Source organism: Ruegeria sp. AD5 (genome assembly GCF_056542345.1).
Map to the genome: position 1 here is coordinate 1,285,615 of NZ_JBQFZR010000001.1, position 22,528 is coordinate 1,308,142.

At 55.5% G+C, this 22,528-nt stretch carries 18 protein-coding genes; 11 read left to right on the plus strand and 7 right to left on the minus strand.

Annotated features, from left to right (window positions below):
• Nucleotides 1-20: 20 nt before the first annotated feature.
• Nucleotides 21-800, minus strand: a complete 780-nt coding sequence (locus ACR0JG_RS06360) for an IclR family transcriptional regulator (RefSeq protein WP_480568214.1) — start codon at nucleotides 798-800, stop codon at nucleotides 21-23.
• 109 nt (nucleotides 801-909) lie between these two features.
• Here ACR0JG_RS06360 and ACR0JG_RS06365 point away from each other — a divergent pair, with 109 nt between their 5' ends.
• The 11 genes from ACR0JG_RS06365 to ACR0JG_RS06415 all read left to right on the plus strand — a co-directional run bounded on the left by ACR0JG_RS06365 (nucleotide 910) and on the right by ACR0JG_RS06415 (nucleotide 15,479).
• Nucleotides 910-1,839 carry a tripartite tricarboxylate transporter substrate binding protein gene (locus tag ACR0JG_RS06365; RefSeq protein WP_480568217.1) on the plus strand — a complete coding sequence of 310 codons (930 nt, stop codon included), beginning with the start codon at nucleotides 910-912 and terminating at the stop codon, nucleotides 1,837-1,839.
• A 62-nt stretch (nucleotides 1,840-1,901) separates the two neighbouring features.
• Nucleotides 1,902-2,438, plus strand: a complete 537-nt coding sequence (locus ACR0JG_RS06370) for a tripartite tricarboxylate transporter TctB family protein (RefSeq protein WP_170394014.1) — start codon at nucleotides 1,902-1,904, stop codon at nucleotides 2,436-2,438.
• Between the two features lie 10 nt (nucleotides 2,439-2,448).
• Nucleotides 2,449-3,981: a tripartite tricarboxylate transporter permease gene (locus ACR0JG_RS06375; RefSeq protein ID WP_480568220.1), complete on the plus strand. Its 1,533-nt coding sequence runs from the start codon at nucleotides 2,449-2,451 to the stop codon at nucleotides 3,979-3,981.
• Between the two features lie 5 nt (nucleotides 3,982-3,986).
• On the plus strand, nucleotides 3,987-5,471 hold the full coding sequence (locus ACR0JG_RS06380) for an aldehyde dehydrogenase (protein WP_480568223.1): 1,485 nt from the start codon (nucleotides 3,987-3,989) through the stop codon (nucleotides 5,469-5,471).
• 73 nt (nucleotides 5,472-5,544) lie between these two features.
• Nucleotides 5,545-6,777, plus strand: a complete 1,233-nt coding sequence (locus ACR0JG_RS06385) for a Tm-1-like ATP-binding domain-containing protein (protein ID WP_170732663.1) — start codon at nucleotides 5,545-5,547, stop codon at nucleotides 6,775-6,777.
• A gap of 331 nt (nucleotides 6,778-7,108) precedes the next feature.
• Nucleotides 7,109-7,477 (plus strand): putative quinol monooxygenase, encoded by a 369-nt coding sequence (locus tag ACR0JG_RS06390; protein WP_170561940.1) that lies wholly within the window; start codon nucleotides 7,109-7,111, stop codon nucleotides 7,475-7,477.
• A 208-nt stretch (nucleotides 7,478-7,685) separates the two neighbouring features.
• Nucleotides 7,686-11,045, plus strand: coding sequence for an adenylate/guanylate cyclase domain-containing protein (locus ACR0JG_RS06395; protein WP_480568226.1), 3,360 nt, complete (start codon nucleotides 7,686-7,688; stop codon nucleotides 11,043-11,045).
• A 43-nt stretch (nucleotides 11,046-11,088) separates the two neighbouring features.
• The gene (locus ACR0JG_RS06400) at nucleotides 11,089-12,030 is read left to right on the plus strand and encodes a hypothetical protein (RefSeq protein ID WP_170511785.1); all 942 of its coding nucleotides are present in this window, start codon (nucleotides 11,089-11,091) and stop codon (nucleotides 12,028-12,030) included.
• Nucleotides 12,017-12,493: a hypothetical protein gene (locus tag ACR0JG_RS06405; protein ID WP_170511783.1), complete on the plus strand. Its 477-nt coding sequence runs from the start codon at nucleotides 12,017-12,019 to the stop codon at nucleotides 12,491-12,493. The genes ACR0JG_RS06400 and ACR0JG_RS06405 overlap by 14 nt, the downstream gene beginning before the upstream one ends.
• Nucleotides 12,490-14,394, plus strand: a complete 1,905-nt coding sequence (locus ACR0JG_RS06410; protein ID WP_170611518.1) for a GMC family oxidoreductase — start codon at nucleotides 12,490-12,492, stop codon at nucleotides 14,392-14,394. Before ACR0JG_RS06405 ends, ACR0JG_RS06410 begins: the two co-directional genes overlap by 4 nt.
• Complete coding sequence (locus ACR0JG_RS06415; protein ID WP_480568229.1) at nucleotides 14,391-15,479, plus strand: ferritin-like domain-containing protein; 1,089 nt, start codon at nucleotides 14,391-14,393, stop codon at nucleotides 15,477-15,479. The genes ACR0JG_RS06410 and ACR0JG_RS06415 overlap by 4 nt, the downstream gene beginning before the upstream one ends.
• 444 nt (nucleotides 15,480-15,923) lie before the next feature.
• On the opposite strand, the gene ACR0JG_RS06420 is transcribed toward ACR0JG_RS06415, so the two are convergent.
• From ACR0JG_RS06420 to ACR0JG_RS06445, 6 genes are all read right to left on the minus strand, one after another.
• Nucleotides 15,924-16,268 (minus strand): RidA family protein, encoded by a 345-nt coding sequence (locus ACR0JG_RS06420; RefSeq protein ID WP_170394035.1) that lies wholly within the window; start codon nucleotides 16,266-16,268, stop codon nucleotides 15,924-15,926.
• Nucleotides 16,269-16,384: 116 nt separating this feature from the next.
• On the minus strand, nucleotides 16,385-17,401 hold the full coding sequence (locus ACR0JG_RS06425; protein ID WP_480568232.1) for a D-cysteine desulfhydrase family protein: 1,017 nt from the start codon (nucleotides 17,399-17,401) through the stop codon (nucleotides 16,385-16,387).
• A 16-nt stretch (nucleotides 17,402-17,417) separates the two neighbouring features.
• Entirely contained in the window at nucleotides 17,418-18,170 is a 753-nt protein-coding gene (locus ACR0JG_RS06430; protein ID WP_480568235.1) for a TSUP family transporter, read from the minus strand.
• Nucleotides 18,171-18,246: 76 nt separating this feature from the next.
• On the minus strand, nucleotides 18,247-18,996 hold the full coding sequence (locus ACR0JG_RS06435) for an aspartate/glutamate racemase family protein (protein WP_480568238.1): 750 nt from the start codon (nucleotides 18,994-18,996) through the stop codon (nucleotides 18,247-18,249).
• A 24-nt stretch (nucleotides 18,997-19,020) separates the two neighbouring features.
• Nucleotides 19,021-20,259 (minus strand): NAD(P)/FAD-dependent oxidoreductase, encoded by a 1,239-nt coding sequence (locus ACR0JG_RS06440; protein WP_480568240.1) that lies wholly within the window; start codon nucleotides 20,257-20,259, stop codon nucleotides 19,021-19,023.
• A gap of 4 nt (nucleotides 20,260-20,263) precedes the next feature.
• Complete coding sequence (locus ACR0JG_RS06445) at nucleotides 20,264-22,477, minus strand: TRAP transporter permease (RefSeq protein WP_480568243.1); 2,214 nt, start codon at nucleotides 22,475-22,477, stop codon at nucleotides 20,264-20,266.
• Between the last annotated feature and the right edge of the window lie 51 nt (nucleotides 22,478-22,528).

A 22,528-nucleotide genomic window follows, 5' to 3' on the forward strand; every position in this document is an offset into this window, starting at 1 on the left:
CGGGGGTTGTCCACTTTCGCTTATGGGTGGAACTCAGTTGGAAAAGTTTCGGGCATCTGGCCGCCGAAATTTGCGGTCAGATCGCGCGAGAGGGATTGAAGGGATTTCAGAATCACGGGCAGGCGTTCACGGGTAGCTCTGATTTCTGGGACCGCGATCGAAATGGTCCCAAGGGCGACTTGGTCGATGCCAAAGATTGGCGTTGCAAAACCAAAAACGCCCTCTTCATAGCTGCCATTGCTGTTGGCCCAACCAGCCTGCTGGATCAGAGCAACTTTTTCCCTTATCAGATCCGGGTCTGTCAGAGTGGATTCGGTGAAACGTACCTGCGCGTCCTGATCCAGACGATCCAGCAGGAAAGGTGGGCCAAAGCTGAGCATACATAGACCCGCCGCAGTCGCGTTGACCGGGATGATCTCGCTTGGATCAAGGCTGACACGAACGCTGTGCTTTGTTGTCTCAACCACGATGGCGGTTTGCAGGCTGCCCTGTTCCAGCAGCGTTAGATGCAGGCTTTCGCCAACCTCCTGCATGGCCAAGTGCATTTTCTGGCGCGCGCCTTCAAGGCCGGGTTTGGCAATCTCGCGCAGTGCCGCAAGCCGCAGCGCAGCCGGTCCGATGGTATAGGTTTTGGACTGCGGGTTTTGTTCGATCAACCCGAATTCTTCAAGCGTTCGTAGGTGACGCAGGGCTGTCGCCTTATTCAACCCTGACAGGCGCGCGGCCTGACTCAGGCCAATTTCGGCCATCGTATTTGAGAATAAGTCCAGCATTTTTAGGGCATTAAGCGCGGCACCCATGTGTTTTGCCTCCTTCCGCTGAGGTTATCCTTGACAGAATGAACTTAACAAAGCAAGATTATTATTGTTAACACGGTTCAAATAATGAACCATACACTGGGAGGTGTAAATGAAAAAGTTTATTGCGGCAGCCGTGATGGCCGCCTCGGCAACGGCCGCTTTGGCAGAATACCCCGAAAAGCCGGTATCCTTTGTGGTTCCTTGGCCTCCGGGTGATCTTGAAGATGTCCTGACCAGAATGATCGCAGATGAATTTCAGGCGATGTACGGGGTACCGGCAGCTGTTGTGAACAAGCCCGGCGGCGGTGGTGGTCCTTTCCCCGGCGCAGTCGAAGTCGCCACAGCACCGGCGGATGGCTATACGATCGGGTCGTTTGTGATTGGTGTTCCGGTCATCGGGCCCGAGATTGGTATTCCTGAATTGAACCCGAACCCGTTTGAACCGGTCGGCATCTTCCTGACCTACCCGTTCGTAATCGCGTCGAGCAAAGACGCCCCGTTCCAAAGCTGGGATGAGTTGGTGGAACACGGCAAGTCAAACGACGTGGCACTCGGCCACTTTGGCTCGGTTCTGCCACCCACGCAGGTTACTTTTGCCGCCGCTGTCAGCAGCGGTTTCGACTTTGCCAGCGAAGCCGCGTTCGATGCGCTGGACTGCAACACCTTGGCGTCCGGTGACGTTGATGTCATCAACACCACGCTCCAGCTTATTCTGCCCTGTCTGGATGAAGTGAACGTGCTGGCCAGCATCGGCGGCGACCGGATCGCTCTGGTACCGGATACGCCGACAGTGGTTGAGCTTAACCCAGACCTGCCATTGGCGCTGTGGAACGGATTGTTTGTTCACAAAGACACGCCGCCCGAGGCTCGCGAAAAAATCACCGCCGCAGCCCAAAAAGCACTGCAATCGGACAAGGCTAAAAAGCTTGCCGAAGAAACCGGTGCGCTGATCTATTGGCAGGATCCCGATGCTTCGAATGCCCAGATCGAGCAAGATAAAGCGTCATTCGCCAAAATAGAAGAGATTCTAGGCGAGTAACACCCCGGATCGAGGCGCGGGCAGTGATTTCCGCGCCTTCTTCATAGGGCTGGGAGGATGAAATGATCGCAAGAACGCTTCAGGACATGTTCAAACGGTATCGCCGTCCGGGTGATATTGTCTTTGCCGTATTGTTCCTGGCTTTCTCGGTGTTTCTGCTGTCTCAGCTTGGGGAGCAGACACAGGTCGTCAAGCGGACCAAATGGTTTGCTCAACCCGGTCTGTGGCCCACCGTTGCCGTGTGGTGCATGGTCTTGTTCAGCTTTTTACATTGGCTCAGCTCTGCCTTATCCGATCGGATCGATGGTCGTTGGGCCGAGGTCGGGTTTTGGGTCCGGTCTCTGGAATATGTGGCTTATTTCCTGATTTATGTCCTACTGGTGCCACAGCTTGGCTATCTGCCGTCCACCATGTTGTTCGCGGTGTTTCTGACGCTGCGCTCAGGGTTTCGAGGCTCGGGCGCGATCGGCATCGCAGCCCTGTTCGGCTTCGTCGTCACCATCGTGTTCCGAGCGTTTCTGCAAGTCAAAATCCCGGCAGGGGCTGTCTATGAATACCTTCCCGACTCGATCCGCGCCTTTGCGCTGACATATTTGTAGGGAGGCACGTATGGATACCCTTCTGTCCGGTGTTTCAATCCTGCTGCAATGGCAGGTCATCGTGGCCTTGTTCATCGGCTCGATCGGTGGTGTCATCATCGGCGCGCTGCCCGGTGTGGGCGCTGCCGTTGCCATCGCCATCCTGTTGCCCGCAACCTTTGCCTTTGAGCCCATCGTCGGTCTGACCTTGTTGTTGGGGATTTACGGATCATCCATGTATGGCGGCGCGATCCCGGCCATCCTGATCAACACGCCCGGCACGGCGGTCAATGCGCTGACGACCTATGATGGCTATCCAATGACCAAGCGCGGCCAAGGCCACAGGGCGTTATCGCTGGCCTATTCAGCTTCATTCTTCGGGGGGGTCTTTGCCATCATCTGCCTGATGGTCCTCTCGCCCGTGTTGGCCATGATCGCCCCGCATTTTGGCAGCCGCGAGATTTTTCTGGCCGCGTTGCTAGGTATTGTTCTGGTCGTTTTAGCCCATCGAGGACAGATCTTTGCAGCAGGTATGCTGGCTGCCTTTGGCATCTTTTTGAACACGGTCGGACTGGAGCCCGTCAAATATACGCGCCGCTATACATTCGATCAAAGTTGGCTGGCGTCAGGCGTTGACCTGATCGTGGTTGTGCTGGGCCTGTTTGCGCTCAGCCAGGCTTTTCTTTTGCTGTTGGAAAAGAACCACGCTCCAGAGGACACCCATGTCAGCGGGAATATCTTTGCAGGTTTGAAGGAACTGTTGGGCCTGAAACGGATCGCTACCGTTTCTTCAAGCATCGGGGTATTCATGGGCATGGTGCCGGGAACGGGTGAGTTCACTTCGCAGTTTCTGTCCTACACCTATGCTCAGAAAAGCTCGAAAAATCCCGACAAATTCGGCGATGGCTCGCCCGAAGGGTTGGTGGCATCCGAAGCCGCGAACAATGCCGTGCCGGGGGCAGCAATGATCCCCCTACTCGCCCTCGGTATACCCGGCGAAGCGCTTACGGCGATGATGCTGTCGGTCTTCTATGTTCACAACGTGATCCCCGGCCCGCAACTGTTTGAGAACCAGATGGATTTCGTCATGGCCCTATATATGGCGCTGATCCTGCTGAATGTGATCGTTCTGGTCTTTCTGCTGTTCTCTACAAACCTGCTGCTTAAGATCATTCAGATTCCCACACGCTTCCTGGGTGTGATGATCCTGATCTTAGCCTTTGTCGGGGTTTATAGTTTACGCAACTCAATCACCGATTGCGCGATCGCTACTGGGTTTGGTGTCTTTGGCCTAATCCTCAAACGGCTTGATCTGCCAATTGTTCCAATCATCCTGGGTATGGTTTTGGGCGGAATCATGGAAACCAAGCTTCGCAGCGCAATGGCTCGGGTCAAGACGCCGCTGGACTTCATCGACCGGCCCATCGCAGCCATTCTGTTCGGCCTGATTGTGCTGATCCTGATCCTGCATTTCCGCACGCTGTACTACGAGTTCAAAAACAAGCTGCGCCCCGAACCCCATGTCCCAGCCGTGGATTCCGACCACCCGAACCAACAAGGATAGCTTTCATGGATCAGTCTTCCATCGATGCCTTGCGCGTGCAGGAGATTGCCCCACGCGGACACTTTATCAATGGCGATTTCCTTGCCGGTGAAACTGGCGCCCTGCATGAGGTGCTGTCGCCCATCGACGGCCAGCCTCTCGCTCAAATCGCCGAGGGCAACCCGGCGGATATTAATGCAGCGGTACATGCCGCGCGGGCAGCGTTTGAGGATGGCCGGTGGTCGCGCATGGCTCCAGCAGGACGCAAGAAGGTTCTGCTGAAACTGGCGGATCTAATCGAATCCCGCGCGCTTGAAATCGCGGTACTGGGTGTGCGTGACAATGGCACAGAGATTAACATGGCGTACAAGGCCGAAGCGCTCTCGGCTGCCGCCACCTTCCGGTATTATGCCGAAGCCATCGACAAGGTTTACGGTCAGGTTGCCCCGACCAGCCATGACGTTCTGGGCCTCGTGCATCATGCGCCTGTCGGTGTTGTCGGGGCGATTGTGCCCTGGAACTTCCCGCTGATGATCGGCAGCTGGAAAATCGCCCCTGCCCTTGCAGCGGGCAACTCCATCGTCTTGAAACCGGCAGAAAGCGCATCGCTCAGCCTGTTGAAAATCGCTGAACTGGCTGCCGAAGCCGGAGTTCCGGATGGCGTCTTCAATGTGGTGACCGGGCGTGGTTCGGTCGCGGGCGAAGCTTTGGCCTTGTCGATGGATGTGGACATCATGGTCTTCACGGGATCCGGCGCGACAGGTCGGCGACTGCTGGAATACTCGGCGCGGTCCAATCTGAAACGCTGCTATCTGGAATTGGGTGGCAAGTCTCCAAATATTGTTTTCGCTGACGCGCCCGATTTGGCGGAAGCTGCAAAGGTCTCGGCCGCCGGGATTTTCCGCAACTCCGGACAGGTCTGTATCGCGGGCTCGCGCCTGCTGGTGCAGCAGGACATCTACGAGGATTTTGTCGCCGAGATCACGCGCTACGCCGCAGCCTTTCGCGTTGGTGATCCGTTGAACCTGAACAGCCAGATTGGTGCCGTGCATAGCCTGCCCGAGTTAGAGGCCAATTTGGAGTTCGTTACCAAGGCCGAAGCTGAAGGTGCCGAACGTCGTACGGGCGGAAACCGCATTCTGCCCGAAACCGGGGGCTACTATATGTCCCCTACAGTAATGGCAGGTGTCAAAGAAACGGATCATCTGTTTCAGAACGAAGTCTTCGGCCCAGTCTTGGCCGTGACCCCGTTCAATGACGAAGCCGAGGCGATCCGGCTTGCCAATGCCACAATCTATGGGCTCGCAGGCGCAGTCTGGACTTCGAACCTCAGTCGCGCGCATCGCATGGTGGCCGAAGTGCGGACCGGGGTCATGCATGTGAACACCTATGGCGGCTCGGACCTGACCGTTCCGCTTGGGGGCGTGGGTCAATCCGGGAACGGGCATGACAAATCTTTGCACGCGCTTGAGAAGTACTTTGAATTGAAAACCGCCTGGATAAAGCTCTGACTGCGGGGTGTCTGTACGACATGTTTTCACCGCTTTGTCTGGGGCCCATAGGTCGCATGAATAGGAGGAACCAATGACCACAAAGACAATCCTGCTGATTGGGACCTACGACACGAAAGAACCCGAGATGCGGTTCATCGAACAGGCGATCAAGGCGCAGGGCGCGGATGTGTTGACGATGGATGTCTCGGTATTGGGCGACCCTTTGGAGCCAACCGACATCTCCAAGCACGACGTCGCCCAAGCGGCTGGAATGACCATCGAAGATGTCATCGCACAAGGGGACGAGAACAAAGCCTTTCGCGTGATGTCAGATGGTGCCTCGAAGACCGTGGCCCAAGCCTATGCGGATGGCCGATTTGATGGGATGCTGGCTACTGGAGGGACCATGGGTACCGATCTGGCCCTGGATTGTGCGCAGGCCTTGCCAATGGGGGTGCCGAAATACATCGTGTCTACCGTCAGTTTTTCTCCGTTGATCCCGCCGCACCGACTGGCTCCGGACATTCAGATGATCCTGTGGGCCGGGGGGCTCTACGGTATGAATTCGATCTGCCAATCTTCGCTTGCGCAAGCGGCCGGCGCTGTTGTTGGTGCCACAAAAGCTGCCACAATACCGGATCGCAGCAAACCGCTGATCGGGATGACCAGCCTTGGGTCCTCGTGTCTGCGCTATATGAAAACGCTCAAACCAGCGCTGGAAGAGCGCGGGTTCGAGGTTGCCGTTTTTCATTCCACCGGAATGGGCGGCATGGCATTCGAAAAACTGGCGGGTGAAGGGGCGTTTGCCTGCGTCATGGACTTTTGCATGCAGGAATTCGGGAACCTGATGGCGGGTTCCGTGGTCTCCAGCGGTGAGGATCGCGTGACAAATGCCGGGCGTGTGGGCACACCACAGCTGGTTGCGCCAGGCGCGCTGGACCTTTTGGACTTTGCCGGATGGCAGGACATCCCTGACCAGTATGCCGACCGTCCATTTCATGAACACAACCGCCTGATAAAAAGCTCGGTCTTCAATGGCGATGAACGCCGTGCCTGGGTGCGGGAGCTTGCCAACCGATTGGAGGCCGCAACTGGCCCGGTTCACTTTTTTCTGCCCGTTCACGGGGTCGAAGCCTGGGACAAGGAGGGTGAAGAGGCGTATGATCCCGAAGCCCTGGCCGAGATGATGGATGAGGCCCGTAAAGTCATGCCCGGGCGCGTTCCTATGACCGAAATAGACGCACATATCAACGATGCCGCGTTTTGCGATCATGTATTGGCCCAGTTCGACGAATGGGTCGCAGAAGGCGTGGTCGCAACATAAATTCGGGATTTACGCCCGTCTTTATGATATACACGCAGGTCAAACACAGCCTCGGTGGGCGTGAGTTCGGGCGCATTCTTCCACGTGCGGCCGACTTGCAGTTGGATGCATAACCATCACCGCTTGGATACTTGTTAAAGACTATTTTTCGGCGGAACCGTGTCACCGGTTCAAGGTGGCCAAAGACCTGCGCAGTAAGTGAAGAATTGAACTCAACAAATGCCCAGGATTAGCGACCCGTTCCGCCGGTGACGTTGCCAATATTGAGCGGCAACCAAACCGTTGGACCCGCATTTAGACGATCGGTCCAACCCATGAAAGGAGCGAGGAAATGCTAACCACGATTGCGATTTGGTATCTGAACCCAGAAACCCGGTCCGAAGGTATTGCTGCACTCCGGCGGCTTGCTAGGGACGTCAAGAAAAACGAACCTGATACCTGGGGTTACCTTGTGCACTCAGGTGGCGCGGACTCGGTCCCGCCATGCGATGACGATAAGATTGTGTTCGTGGAAATCTACAAAAACGAAAAGGCATTCAAAAAACACCTGAGCAAAGGATCGGATTTTTCGAAGTTCCTGAAAAAAAGTGGTCACCTTTTTCTTTCTGCCCCAGGGAGCAAGAGCCCATTCTTTCAGGTCATGAACGTGGATCGCATTCAGGGATTCGTGCGCCCCGAAGCTGGGTCGAGCAACGGCTAAAGGTAGGTCGGGCGATCCCGGCCGCCCCAAGGAAACCCTGTAATTTTGTTGATCCACGGGGCTTTGCGCCGGGTAAAGTTGCAGCCTGGTTCATCCATCAGGAATTGTTGGGCGACGCATTGTTGATATTATGTTATAAGAAGCCGTGATTTCGTTCTATCGTTTCTAATTTTGACCTGATCTATCTAAACTTACGAAGGCGACCATTTTGGTAAGTCCTGACGTTAATTGCCCAAATTGTGGTTCGGCCAATCCTGCCGGATCGAAGTATTGCCAAAGCTGTGGAAACGCCCTGTCCCTTACGTGTACAGCGTGCGGAGCCCCAGCTTTGCAAAAGGCAAAGTTCTGCACGGCCTGCGGTGCGTCTGTGGTCGGATCAGCGCCGGTCAAAAAGTCAGAGCAAGACAATTCACCGCCACTAACGCCCGCACCTGAAAATGTTGCGGAACGGCGGCAACTGACCGTCATGTTCTGCGATCTGGTTGGTTCTACCGCGTTGTCCGAAAAATTTGATCCCGAAGACTATCGTGAGCTTATCACCCAATATCGCGATCTGGTCGGTAGCACGGTTGCGAAATTTGGCGGTGAGATCGCAAACTATGCAGGTGATGGTGTTGTGGCTGTCTTTGGTTACCCCGTCGCGCAAGAGGCGAGTCACTATTCGGCCGCGCTGTGCGCGCTTGAAATTACCCAGATGGCAGAGGGTATTGAAGTTGGATTTTCCAGCCAGCCGGTTGCGACCAACGTTCGCATCGGAATGCATACCGGACCCGTTGTTGTTGGCACCGCCAACAGCTCGTCATTGGACGAAAAGATGTGGCTGTTCGGAGACACACCGAACGTGGCGGCCCGTATTCAGTCCGTTGCCGAGGTCGGGCAAGTCGTGATCTCCGAGGTGACGCGACGCCTGATTGGTGAACGGCTCGACTTTGTGTCTTTGGGCGCGCCGAAATTGGCAGGGATTAGCGCTCCGCTAGAGCTGTTTGAGGCCCGGCAGAAGGTTTTGGGGTTCGAAACGGGGCGCAAAGACTTTTCACACGACAAAACACCAACCATCGGTCGGACGGCGGAAATTGCCTTGGTCCGATCTCGGTGGGAGGGTGCGCTGGAAGGTGAAGGGCAAGTGCTGTTGCTGACCGGCGATGCGGGTGTCGGAAAATCTAAGATCGCCTTTGGGTTGAGCGATGATCTGGCCGAAGAAGATGCGTCGCAATTCATTCTGTTCGGCTCACCGCTTCATCAAAGCAGCGCATTTTACCCGATAAAAAACGCGCTTACGGCGTTGACCGGAATGACACCTGATGAGACTCCAGAACAGAACCGGGCTAAGATCATCGGGTTTTTGTCTGAACTCGGTCTCGATGATCCTGACTGTGTTATGCCCATTCTGCGCCTAGTGGCGCTGGAAGACACTTCAATCCCGGCTGAACCAATGGCGCCTGAACGGGAAAAGGGTGCGTTGATCGAAGCGTTGCTGCGGCTTTGCGCAGGATTAGAACAATCTTCACCGCTAATGTTGTTGCTGGACGACGTACATTGGTTCGATGCTTCCACGCTTGAGTTTGTCGACGGATGGGTTGAACAACTGTCAAACCGGCGCTGCCTGGTCTTGATGACGGCCCGCAGTGAATTCCAGTCACCCTGGCGAAACCAGTCACATGTCACCACCTTGGAGCTGAACCGTCTGGTCCGGCGCGATATCTTCAAACTGGTTGAAAGCATTTCGGGGATCCGGCCTTCGGATGAGGTTCTGACCCAGTTGGCAGACCGAACCGATGGCGTGCCGCTGTTTGTCGAAGAACTGACTAAAATGGCGATGGAATCCGGTCTGCTGGCAAGCCGGGGGCAAAGCAAGGCCGAGTTGTCCATGGCAATTCCGGAGTCTCTGCAGGATTCCTTGATGGCCCGGCTGGACCGGTTATCCGCCAGCCGCGAGATCGTGCAGGTCGCTGCTGCAATCGGGCGCAACTTTGAAAGAAACCTGCTTAGCCACGTTTTGAAATGGAGCGACCAGGAAATCACCAGAGCGTTGGAGCAGCTACTTGAAACAGAGTTGATTGTTCCCGCCGGGCTGAGAGGCGTGGAAGACACATATCGGTTCCGTCACGCCTTGGTACAGGATGCGGCGTATCAATCCATGCTGCGTTCGACGGCGTCCAGATGGCACGGTCAAATCGCGGCGGTTCTTGAAGAGAACTACAAGGAAATTGTTAAACACGAGCCAGAGATTCTGGGCCATCACTATTGGCGGGCCGGTGATTATTTGGCGGCCGAGCTCAACCTTATGCGGGCCGCGCGCCAGGCATTGGATCATTCTGCAAATGTTGAGGCCATCACCCATCTGCAGCACGCCCTGGAATGTCTGCAGGAACTGCCTGCGTCGCAAGACCGCGACCGGCGCGAGATTGATCTGCAAATCACCATCGCGGTTCCTTTGGCGTTTGTACGAGGATACGCACACAATTCGGTCCTTTCCGCATATGCCCGGGCACAAACCTTGTGTCGTGAATACGGCGAAACAGAGCGGTTGTTCAAAGTCGTCTATGGCCAGTTCCGATCGACAATGCTGGGGGGCGAATATGCTGTATCGAAACAGAATGCGGATCGCCTGGTGTCGCTTTGTCAGGATCTGAAAAGCCCTCTTGCCATTGTATCCGCCGAGAGATCACTTGGCTCGCTGCAGACATATCTTGGCCAGCCGCAGGACGCCCTAACGCATCTGCAGGCAGGGATTGATGTCAATCTGTCGCTTGAGCACCGGTTCATGGGGCTGGATTTTGACGTCGTTGATCTATCCGTCGCGCTTCAGGGATATCGTGCGCTGTCTTGCTGGTTGTCGGGCGACACGAAAAGCGCTTTGGACGCGATCGAAAAGGCCGTGCTTCACGCGGAAGAAACAGCGCATCCCTTCAGTCAATCCTTTGCAAATGCATTTCTGGGTTGGATCTCGCAGTTCCGCGGTGATGAAGACCTTGTACTGGAAAGCTCGGCCAATCTGATTGCGCTGTCAGAGGAGTACTCGTTTCAGTTCTGGCGTGGATGGGCGCGGATCATGAACGGATGGGCACGCCGGAACGAGTTGGGCGACGGCGCGCTGAAGGAAATCGAACTTGGTCTTCAGGAATGGCGGGATACCGGCTGCCGGCTGGGGTTGAGTTTCTTTCTGTATCTTTATGCAGACGCGGCCATCCTGCACGGACATCTCGAACTCGCAGAAGAGCTTTTGGACGAAGCCGAGCAGATCACGTTGGGTGGGGGGGAACAATTCTGGATTGTCGGTTTGACCCGGCTAAGAGGACGTCTGGCGCTTACCCAAGGTCATGAAGAAGCGTGTATCGATCATTTCGAGCAGGCTGTCAGTTTGGCGCTGGACCGCGGGCATTTTGGTCCGCTGCTGCGTACGATCAAAGAGCTGGCAAAGCTTGATCCAACCCCCGATTGCCTGAACCGGATCAAAAAAGCGGTTGAAGAAGTCGCCGGGTTCGATGGTCCGGATTTGGCCGAGACACGCTCTATTCTGAGAAAACTTGGAACTGCAAAAACGGAGAGCTCATCACAGGACATTTGAAACATACGAGATAGTCAAAGCCAGTCGGGAGGACATAGCCATTATGACTAAGAAGAAATCAAAAGGTGACCGCTGCCATCAGACGAATGTCACCGGTGTCATGCCAAAACTGCCCAAGCAGTTTGATACGTTTCCCTTCTATTATGCCTCTCTGCAATGCCAATGGATGTATTGGTATACCTCGGTCGAAGCCGCCAAACCCTTCGTCAAGGGTACAGGATTGTGCGTGGCGGAGTTCCCCGATGAAAATGGAAAGAACAAAGCTGTCATTCTATTGAATTTTCAACGCTACACCGCCCACTATGACAATTCCTTGGGCTTTGTGAACGAGGTTGAATTTAACCTTCTGGCTTACCCTTCGAACCGGGTGCCCGGCGTTCCGAAGATGTCCCTGACCGAGTATCTGCACGGCCGCGATCAGACCAAGACCATCGGGCATCTGCGAATACACGTAGCCGCAGACAATGCGGTTGCTGTCAAGGCTGGGCGTCAGGCCTTTGGCGAGCCCAAGTTTCTGGGGCAGTTCAATTACAAAGTGCCGTCGCTGAACGCCAAGATGAAAGGCCATCCGCCAATCTCTCCGAAATCCTGGTGGATTCAATTGGTCAACCCCGACGACCCGCAAACCATCGTCTACGATTTGACCGCCGATTTGGGAAAGCTTAGTGGCAATCAGTGGACGACAACAAATTGCACTCCGATCCCAGAATTCGCGACCGGTCTTGGCCGCACTGTTTGGACCCGCTGGACAATCTCGGGCCTCTTCGAAACTGCAATGCTGGACAACAAGGACGGCAAGCGCATCGCCAAGACATTCAAACTGAAACTCGGCAACAACGATTTCCCGATGACACGGGACATGCATCGGTTGTTCACCGACTTCACCCCTGTCGCCGTACAGGTTTTTGAAAGCCCCCCCGCCTGCTTCGAGCCTCGCGGGTTCTACGTGGATGCCATTGATGGAGACCGCCATGTCACAGCATGACAACAGTCCCGCCCATCAAGCCTTCCTGACGGTCAGCGCGGCATTGACGGGTTACAATAGTGCCGAGTTGCAAGGGACCGGGTGCACCGGGGAATACTGGCATCAATTCCGACAGGTTCTGCCAGAAGAGATTTTGAGCCGGTTTCTGTCTCACGCTCAATCCCTCGGGCAAGGGGACGATGATCAGATTATCCGCCAAACTTATCTGTCGGACAGGTGCCTTGGCCCGATTGCGCGTTCGCTGATTCAGCTTTGGTACACGGGTCAGTGGGTCCCGCTTTCGCAAGAATGGCGCGAAAGCTACGGCGCTTCTCGCTTTGATGTGGTCAAGATCATCTCGACACGCTCGTACAAGGAAGGGTTGGTCTGGGACGCCATCGGTGCCCATCCCATGGGGGCAAAGCAGCAGGGTTTTGGTGCTTGGGCGCTTGAACCTCCTCGGAAACGGGAGGCGGGCCAATGAACGCGATTACAGACGACGACAGAACCTATGATGTGGTCATTGTCGGCGCTGGATTTTCTGGTGCCATTCTGGCGAAAGAGCTTGTGTCAGCAGGGCATACAGTTCTGATCCTCGAGGCCGGTGCAGATCACGGTAAAACGTGGGAGACCTACCGATCCTATCTGGATCAGTACTACCTCTCGTTGGCGAAAACACCGAACTCACCCTACCCGGATCTGCCGACTTTGCCGTCACCTTCGGTGCTGGACATTACGGCGGTTCGCGGCACCGAACCGGACACGAACGGGTACTTTGTTCAACGTGGCCCGTTGCCCTTCGGCAGCAACTATCTGCGTGCCTATGGCGGAACCTCCTTGCATTGGCTGGGCACCAGCCTTCGGATGATGCCCGCAGATTTCGAAATGCAGAGCAGGTTCGGCCAAGGGGTCGATTGGCCATTTGGCTACAAGGATATTCGATCCGACTATGAAAGAGCCGAGTGGGAAATCGGCGTCTCTGCGGACGCCGAGGAACAGACACCCAGAGCATTGGGAATAAAGACCTCGGGCAAGCATGATAACCGGGGGTACTTTGCTAAAGGATATGACTTCCCCATGCACTCGATACCCTCGTCTTATATCGACGGGTTCTTTGCCCGGGCAGACGGCATGCCCATTGAAATTGGCGAAGACCCTAAAGATACAGTTAGACTGAAAGTCTCACGCACTCCACAAGGCCGCAACTCAACCCCGCGCAAGCCAAAAAATGCCAATGGCATACCTGTGGGCCGTAAGATGAGGCCCCAATTCCGACCGCGCGGGTCAACCGGCCCGTTTGCTTATATGGGCCAGCGCTGCGAGGGCAACTCAAGCTGTATCCCGATCTGCCCAATCCAGGCAAAATACAATGCAATGAAAACGCTGGATGATGCCAGGCATCTCCGCAAACATCACATGCAGACAATCACGCAAGCCGTGGCGTCCAAGGTCGAACTTGCCGAAAGCGGTCGCGTTTCGGGTATCGTTTACAAGAAGTACCCTTTCCCCGGCGTCGCGCAATACGAACTGCGCCGTGCCAAGGGCAAACAATACGTCCTTGCTGGTGGAGCGGTGGAAAACGTAACTCTTGCGCTGGCTTCCGAGATTTGTCGGACCAGCGGCGAACTGGGCCGCAACCTGATGGATCATCCCTACATGATGACTTGGGGTTCCGCGCCCGAGCCGGTTGGTCCGTTTCGTGGGCCGGGATCGACGTCAAGCTACGCCAATTTCCGGGACGGGACCTTTCGTGATAGAACTGCCGCACATAGGCTCGAGATCGGAAACTGGGGCTGGAACTTTGCCACCGGGGCCCCAAACACGGATGTGGCGCGCTTTGTTGAACAGGAGAACCTCTTTGGCAAAGCGCTTCGTGACAAATTATATCACGATGTTCAAAGACAGGTTCGCATCGGCACGATGGTCGAACAACTGCCCCGCTCGACCAACCGAGTCACGATTGATCCCGCCTATCGCACACCGATGGGTGAATATCGCCCTGTGATCAGCTATGATCTGGATGACTATTCGCGGGCCGGTTTGGCAACTGCCTATGACACTTGCACCCAGATTTTTCAGCGCCTGGGTATTCGAAACCACACGGCCTACAACCCATCTGACGCCGGATATTTCACCTATGACGGCCGGGGATACACGTTCTTTGGCGCAGGTCATCTTGTCGGAACCCATCGGATCGGAACGCACCCGCGCAATTCGGTGACTAATGACGTAATGCGAACCTGGGATCACGACAATTTGTGGATGGTAGGCGCCGGATCGATGCCAACAATCGCAACATCGAACCCGACACTCACGATGTCGGCAATGGCTTACCGAGCCTCCAGAGCAATATCGGATGCTGTTCGGAAAGGGGGTGCAAAATGACCTCGAAAGACAAACTGGAGAAAGAGCGCGCGACACTGTGTAAACTGTTTCAGGACGCGCTTATTCTTGAACTCACTACTATTCCTCCCTATGCGACTGCGTGTTATTCGATCCTCGAACAAGGCCAGTATGACCGGTCTGAGCCTACAATCGTAAACGCCGAACCCATCGAAGTGATCCGGCAGGTTATGGTCGAAGAAATGCTGCACATGGTTCTTGCGGCGAATGTCATGAATTCGATTGGCGGAACTCCGGAGCTGAACAATCCTAAGCTGCTGCCCAAATACCCCCAGCCACTGCTAAACGGGCGCGGTCCAACTGTTTATCTGCGCAGGTTTACGCCAGACCAAATCAAGAGCTTTCGTGCGGTTGAAACGGCACCAAAAGATGAAAGAGCTGCGAAAAGCGGTGATTATCATACGATCGGAGGTTTTTACATCTACATCCGGGAAAGGTTGCGCAAAGCCTGTGATACTTATGGGGATGCCGCGATTTTTACTGGTAATGAGGCACGACAAATCACCGACGCCGACTATTTCGGTGCTGGAGGTGAGGTGATCGAGGTGATTGGCACCCCGTCGCAGCGCCGTAAGGCCGCGCTGAAGGCGATAAAGAAAATCATGGATGAAGGGGAAGGCGCAGACCTTGGTCACAGAGCTGGCGACAATGACATTATCCCTGGCCCTGATCACCGCGAGGATGTTGCGCACTATTTCAAATTCAACGAAATCCTGCACAGCCGGTATTATAAACCAGATGACAGCATAGACGGCCCGCCCACCGGTGGCGACCTCATCGTCGATTGGAGCGCGGTATCCCCGATGCGGGATGATCCGTCCGAAAAAGACTTCAAGAACGCGCCAGAGATCGAAGAAATATCTGCAGAATTTAACGCGGCCTGGTCCGGCCTGCTTGATGGTCTGCACATTGCGTTTAATACGGACAAGACTGCGCTAAGGTCACTGGTCCCAGCAATGTATGACATCAAGTCTCTGGCGCAGAAATTGATGCGTATTCCTTTGCCGGATGGATCAGGGGAAACCGCCGGGCCAACTTGGACGTATCTTGCAAAGACAAAGAGTTGATCGCTCGTTTCGTTGCAAGTCGATTAATACGCGGCAGCTATTTGGTCAAATTCGGAGAGCAAAAATTTGCTGTATTAGCAGCAGCTTAGCGCAGCCCTGAATTGGCCAAAATGATCTGAAATAGCACTCGAATAGCGCTATTTATCCTGTGTTGTTTCTTGACCCACCCAAGATGCGTAAGGATTTGAATCCACTACAGTGACTTTGGGCAATCGATATGAACCCACCGGGCGCGCATCACATGCCAGTTGGTGGTGAAACTGCGAAACTAACGCATCGCCGTCATCTCCCGTCAGCAATCGCTTTCAGAGACGCAAATGTGGGCACGCGAACGCAGACGCGAAGACCTAGGGTGTTTTCTGGACCGTGAATAGCTCAATCTCCGAGGGATTGGACTTGCAAAGGTCCAGAAAACCTACCCTATTAACCGCAATCAGCCGCCGCTCAGTCGTAAGCTGCCGTCACGATCATTTCGACCTTCAATACATCACGGGCGAGCTTGGATTCTCCGCAGGCGCGGGCGGGCGCGTGGCCTTCGGGCACCCAAGCGTCCCAAACGGCATTCATCTCGGCAAAGTCTGCCATATCCGCCAACCAGATTTCGCATTTTAGGATGCGGGTCTTGTCGCTGCCTGCCTTTTGCAAAAGATCCTCAACCTTGGCCAGAATGTCCTGCGTCTGATCTGCCACGGTCGGCGCGTCCGAAGTCTGACCGCACAGGTAGGCAACGCCGTTGTGTTTCACGATCCGGCTCATGCGCTGACCGGTTTCGATGCGGGTGATTGTCATAACTTGTACTTTCTCATTGTTGAATTTAGCAGTGATTTGAGCTGCCCACGGCACAAGCGTTGAAATGCCAATGGGAGCCATAGATCAGAAGCCGGCACTACGAGGCCGAGTTTCCTTCAAGTCAGATTGTCCGCCAGTTCATTTTGATATCCAAAAAGGGCCGGCAGCCCGCCGGTGTGCAGCAGAATAACTTTCTGACCCGGTTTAATCTTCTGGCTTTCAACCAGATGCATCAAACCGGCGAATGTCTTGGCGGAATAAACCGGGTCGAGGAAAACCCCTTCGGTCCGTGCCATTTTTTCCAGTGCGGCACGCGTTCTTGCGTTCACTTTGCCGTAACCTGGCGGCAATGCATCGTCATAGACATCGATCCGCGCCTGCAATAGAGCGGCATCAACATCCAGCAAGTTTGCAAGTTTCTGTAGAACGATCATCATGCGGGCGTGTTGCTTCTCGCGATCTCTGCGCACGCATATTCCAAATACCGGGGCCGTGCTGCCTTCCAGTGCTAGACCGGTTAGCAAACCGCCATGCGTAGCACCACTGCCTGACGGCACAACCACCGCATCGAAATTGGGCATCTGGGCGCACAATTCCTGTCCGCCAACGACATAGCCCAACGCCCCCAGAGGTGGATGATTCAAGCCCAGATGAATGACGTATGGCGTGCGGCCTTGGGCCTTCAATTCGTCAGCACGCGCGTGCAATGCCGCGTCGGCCCCGGCTTCGTCTTCGCCCTCGGGATAGCTCATATGCTCGGCACCCAGAATCTGTGCCAAAAATACGTTCCCGGACCTGTAATACTCATCGTCCATATCTGGGACACGCTCTTCTAATTGAAGCACGGATTGCATGCCCAGCTTAGCGGCCGCCGCGGCTGCAGATCGGACAAAATTGGACTGAACAGCACCGGTGATTAGAATGGTATCGGCACCTTGTTGCTGAGCATCGCCGAGGTAGAATTCGAGCTGCCGTGTTTTATTGCCGCCAAACACAAGCTCCGTCAGATCATCGCGCTTGAGCCAGAGGTCGATCCCCAATTCCGCCGACAACCTGTCTAACCGTTCCAGAGGTGTCGGGCCCGACAAAAGCCGGGCGCGAGGAAATCTCTCCAGATTGTCGTTTCGTTGCATCGTGCACCTCCCGGGATTATGCAATCATATAGGCGCGCTGGAACAGGACACAGCAAGCGATGAAAGAAACCACGCGGATCGCGGCTATGACGACCGATTGCGGCAAGTAAGGGCCCCCTGCCCGTCCAAGCAGGCTGCCTACCAGCGTGATTATGACAAAGCCGAGCAGTTGCGGCCCGTATGTGATGGCCTGCGTTTCGGACAGGCTGTGCAACAGGAATGCAATGCCATAAGCCACCAGCGCGATGGGTTGCACCAGCTTGGCCACCTCTTTTGCTGAACGGCCCTTTGCGATCAAACCAAACACCATAAGTGGGCCCGGTGTTGCTGCCCAGACTGTCGCAAGCCCGGACAGTCCTGTAATGGCTGAAAACCCAAAACGCCCGATTGTGCCGCGCAAGGGAAGCAGGGTGGTGATTATACCGATCAACAACAAGCAGGCCGTCAAGGCCAGAACAAACGCCTCGTTCAACAACGGATAAACAGTAAGACCGGCAGCTACACCGACACAACATGCGATGATCGCATTAAGAATGAGTGGCTTGTTGTTCTTTAGTACATGACGGTCCGTCGCGACTATCGACACAAGGGTATTCAGCAACAGCAATATGGGAACTGCCGTCGAGGTGCCGAGCAGGATCATCATCGGGGGACCCGCGATGATACTGAAACCGATGCCCACGCCAACCTGCAGCATTGCCCCGAGGCAAATGGCGGCCATCAAAATGGACAGATCAATGGTCACATAGCACTCCTGCAGCTTTGGCATTTTTGCAAGACCTCAGATATCCTGAGGTTACGGCCATGGTCCATGTCATTCCTTCATTCGAATTGATTGGCACGCACTAACGCTGCCAGGGCATCAATCCAGAGTATAGCTCGCGGGCCGCTACGGAATGTGCCATTTGCGCAAGTGTCGTCAGATCATACACGGGAAGGCGCAGTTCTTCCTGAAGGCGCGATGCGTAGGGCGGCAGGTCTGTACACTCCAAAACCAGCGAGCGGATATCAGGGGCATCAAGCATCAGGCTACGGGTCGCGTTCAGGACCTCGGCCTCGATCAGGTCTGTGTCCATACGGGTGCGGGTATTCCGCAAGATCACTTCTGCAAATTCACTAGTGTCCTCCAGTCCCTTCACCGCCACCGGAACACCGGCGGCACCGACGCCTTCAAAATGCCGGGCGGTCAAAGCAGACGCGTCTGCAGTCAAAACACCCACCGGAGCGTTCGCGCCGGTCATGTGATAAGCCAGCGGCACTTGGATCAGGCTGGAGGCAAAGACGGGAACAGAAACCGCTGCCGCGAGTTCCTTTTGAAACAGCGCAAGAAAGCCACAGCTGCCGGTAATGGCGCGCACGCCTTCGGCCTCAAGCCGTCTGGCACCTTCGATGAAGGGTTCAAGCAATTCCGGCGTAGGGTTGTTCAGAAGTGTCGGGACAGTCACCCCGTCGATCATTTCATACAGAACCGGAAATGGCAGGCTGGACGGATTCTTGATATGGCCCGGTGGCTTTGGGAAATAGCTTTCAAGGCAAAGCACACCGATTGAGGCCCCGCAGATATTCTGGCCGCCTTGATAAATTGGCATTGTCATCAGGTCCTTTTTTGATTTGAAAGTTCAAAACCGGGTTGGTGTATACGGTGCTAGATCGATATTCGGGATGCGATCCAAGACGATATCCGCCACTAGCTCGCCGGTTTTCGGGGCCATCATCAGCCCGTAATGAGAATGCCCGAACGCTGCATAGAGCCCCTCTTGGTCCTTTAAATGCCCGATTGCCGGCAAGCTGTCCGGGAATGACGGGCGCCGACCCATCCAAAACCGCGCCTCACCTGTATCAAGCTCGGGCATCATGGCCTTGGCCTGTCGGGACAGGATTTGCTTCTTCCGTGGGTCAGCGGGTGCATCGGCGCTGCCGAATTCAGCCGTACCGGCGACCCTAAGCCCCCCAAGCATCGAACTTGCGACCACCTTTGCATCCACATCCATGACCGAGTTGTTCAGTTCGACCGCAGGGGTTGGGAATTCGACATGATAGCCCCTTTCGGCCACGAGAGGCATAGGCAATCCCAATGGTTTCAACAGGTCGGAAGACCATACGCCTGCCGCAAGAACAACATGGCTGGCGGTTAGCGTATCCTGCGCAGTTGCAATCTGCCAACCACCCTCTTCTGCGGGGGTAAGCTTGGTGACTTCGGTTTGCACAATTTCAGCACCTTGCACTTGCGCCTTTTCGGCCAAAACCGCTCCCACACGTCCCGGAGCGGTTACACGCGCTTGCCCTTTGATCACAATCGCACCTTTGAACGCTTCGGACATAGCGGGCTCCAATCGGCGCAGTTCGTCACCGTCGACGCGTTCCAGATCGCCGCCTTTTTCGCGGCGGATAAGATATCCAAGCCCGTCCAGATCAGCCTGTTCTGGTCGGCGAAAGGCGTGGATGTAATAGCTATCGGTGATCAGGTTCTCGTGCCCGGTACCATGTAAATGACGCCGGTACAGATCGACGGAGGGGCGACAAAGAACCTCCATCGCGTCCGAGACTTCGCGAACAGTTTTTTCTCCTGAGTTTCCGAGAAATCGCAACCCCCAAGGAATCATTTTGGGCCAGAAGCTGGGCCTGACTGACAGCGCGCTCTTAGGGTCTAGCAGCATTTTGGGCAGCATTTTCCAGATACCGGGCATTGCTTGCGGAATGATCGACCAAGGCGAAACCACACCAGCATTCCCGAACGAGGTTTCCTGACCCGGCTCACCTCGATCGATCAGCCGAACCTGAATGCCCCGTTCCTGCAGCGACAAAGCGCAACAGATGCCGACGATTCCTGCGCCGATGATGGTCACTTGTTCTGTCATCAGTTCAGGCCGGAGATTGACTGCGGTTGCGCGCGATCAATTGGGTGACGATGACAGGCGAGGCAACGGCCAGCGCGATCAGGTCTGCCGTCAGGCTGGGCGCGACAAAGATAATCCCCGCAAGGGCCATCAGAATCCGCGCCGCAACATTCATCGGTTTCAGCCAGTAGCCCACAACCGCAGCCGACAGGGCGATGACCCCGGCGATACAGCTGGCGGCGGTGTAAGTGAACTCCCAGAAATTGAAGCCGGTTGAGGATACGAACAGCAGAACTGGCGCATATACGAAAGCCATCGGCGCAATCACCTTGCCCAATCCAAGAGTGAATGCCGACAGGCCAGTGCGGAACGGATTCGAGTTGGCAATTGCAGCAGCCGCGTAGGCCGACGTACAGACCGGTGGTGTGATTTCTGACACCACGCCGTAATAGAGCACGAACAGGTGGCTGGCGATGGGAGGAACGCCGAGCTGCGCCAAAGCAGGCTGTGCGACCGATACCAGCATGATGTACAACGCTGTGGTCGGGATACCCGCGCCCATCAGGATACAGACGATGGCTATGAAGACCAGTGAGATGAATAGCTGCAGGTCTTCCATGGCAAACAGCTGGAAGCTGCCGAACGAGATCATGTTGTAGATATCTGACGCCAGATTGCCCGCGCCCTGTGTCACCATGAAGCCAATGCGAAAGCCGATGCCAGTGGTGTTGATCACTCCGACCACGATGCCAACCGCAGCCGCTGCGGCACCAACGGCCAGCGAGTACTTCACGCCCAGTTCGACCGCCTGCAGCATCTCGGGCACTTCAATCCGTTTCTGTGGATTCAGCGTGGCAATAACCGACAGGCCACAGAGGATTGCGGTCATCGTCAGGTCGAACCCGCCATCCGAGAATTTCCAAAGCACAAAAGCCAGGAAAGCCGCGGCATAGACCAGCGTTGGCGGCTGTTTGATCCGCGACATGCCCGCGATGACCGCCAGAGAAATACCGCAAAAAGCGGACATGAATGGCGTGTAGCCCGTAAACAGCACCACCAGCAGGCCGATCAGTGGCACGATATTGGCCCAGCCTTCCGCCCAGACGGCTTTGAGTTGCGGCAGTTGCTCTTTCGCCAGACCCTTCAGGTTCAGCTTGCGTGCCATCAGGTGCACCACAGCGAAGACGCCGACATAGTGCAGAATTGCTGGGAAGATCGCCGCGATCACAATGGTGGTGTACGGAACCTCAAGGAACTCGGCCATGATGAAGGCCGCAGCGCCCATGATCGGCGGAGTAATCTGGCCGCCGGCCGAAGACGCAGCCTCAACCCCGCCCGCAAAATGGCCCGGGTATCCGAGGCGCTTCATATTGGGGATAGTCAATGCTCCGGTCGATACGGTGTTGGCCACCGATGAGCCCGAGATCGTGCCAAAGAAAGCTGAGGACACGACTGATACCTTTGCCGGACCGCCAGTATAACGGCCCGCAAGTATAGTCGCGTTGTCGATGAACAGCTGCCCCAGACCGGTGCGTTGCGCGATGACGCCGAACAAAACAAAGTGAAAGACGATAGTCGAAACCACCCAGAGCGTGACGCCGTAGATACCTTCCTGCGGAAAATACATCGACGATACGAAGGTTTTGAAATTCACGCCGGGATGCTGCAGCAGTCCGGGGAAGTACGGCCCCAGCAGGGCGTATGAGATGAAAACACAGATGATAAGGGGCAGCACCCAGCCCAGCGTGCGCCGCGCAATGTCCAGCACCAAAAGGATGATGACGACGCCCAGAAATACATCATAGTTGTTGGGGTTGCCCATCCGGAACGTCTGTTCCTCGATCCCAAGGAACGGAATGCCGCGCCAAGCTACGCCAACATAGAGCGCGGCAATGATGCCAAGCGCCATGAAAACCAGATCATAGAGCGGGATGTTACCGATGCGGAACCGGCTGACCTTAAGGGCATAAAGGCTTTTGGCCCCGACAATCGGGATTGTGGCGTAGACCAGAATGAACAGCAGGGCGAGGTAGATGCCCATGTGCCAGTGGTCTGCGGGCAGGCCGAATCCGGCCGTGAAGAATTCGTAGAACGCTAAAATCAGGGCCACAACACGGAGAACTTTTCCTGTGGTGGGCGTCACCTGCCGGACCGCGGCCCCTTCATCGAACTGTTCTTCGATGGCCGCTAGTTCCTCGGCTGTCAATTCGTGGTCATCAAGTTTCTGGGTCTCGGACATGATGGCCTCCCGATTTCGCATAGTTCCAGTGTGCGGTGCCCCACATAGGGG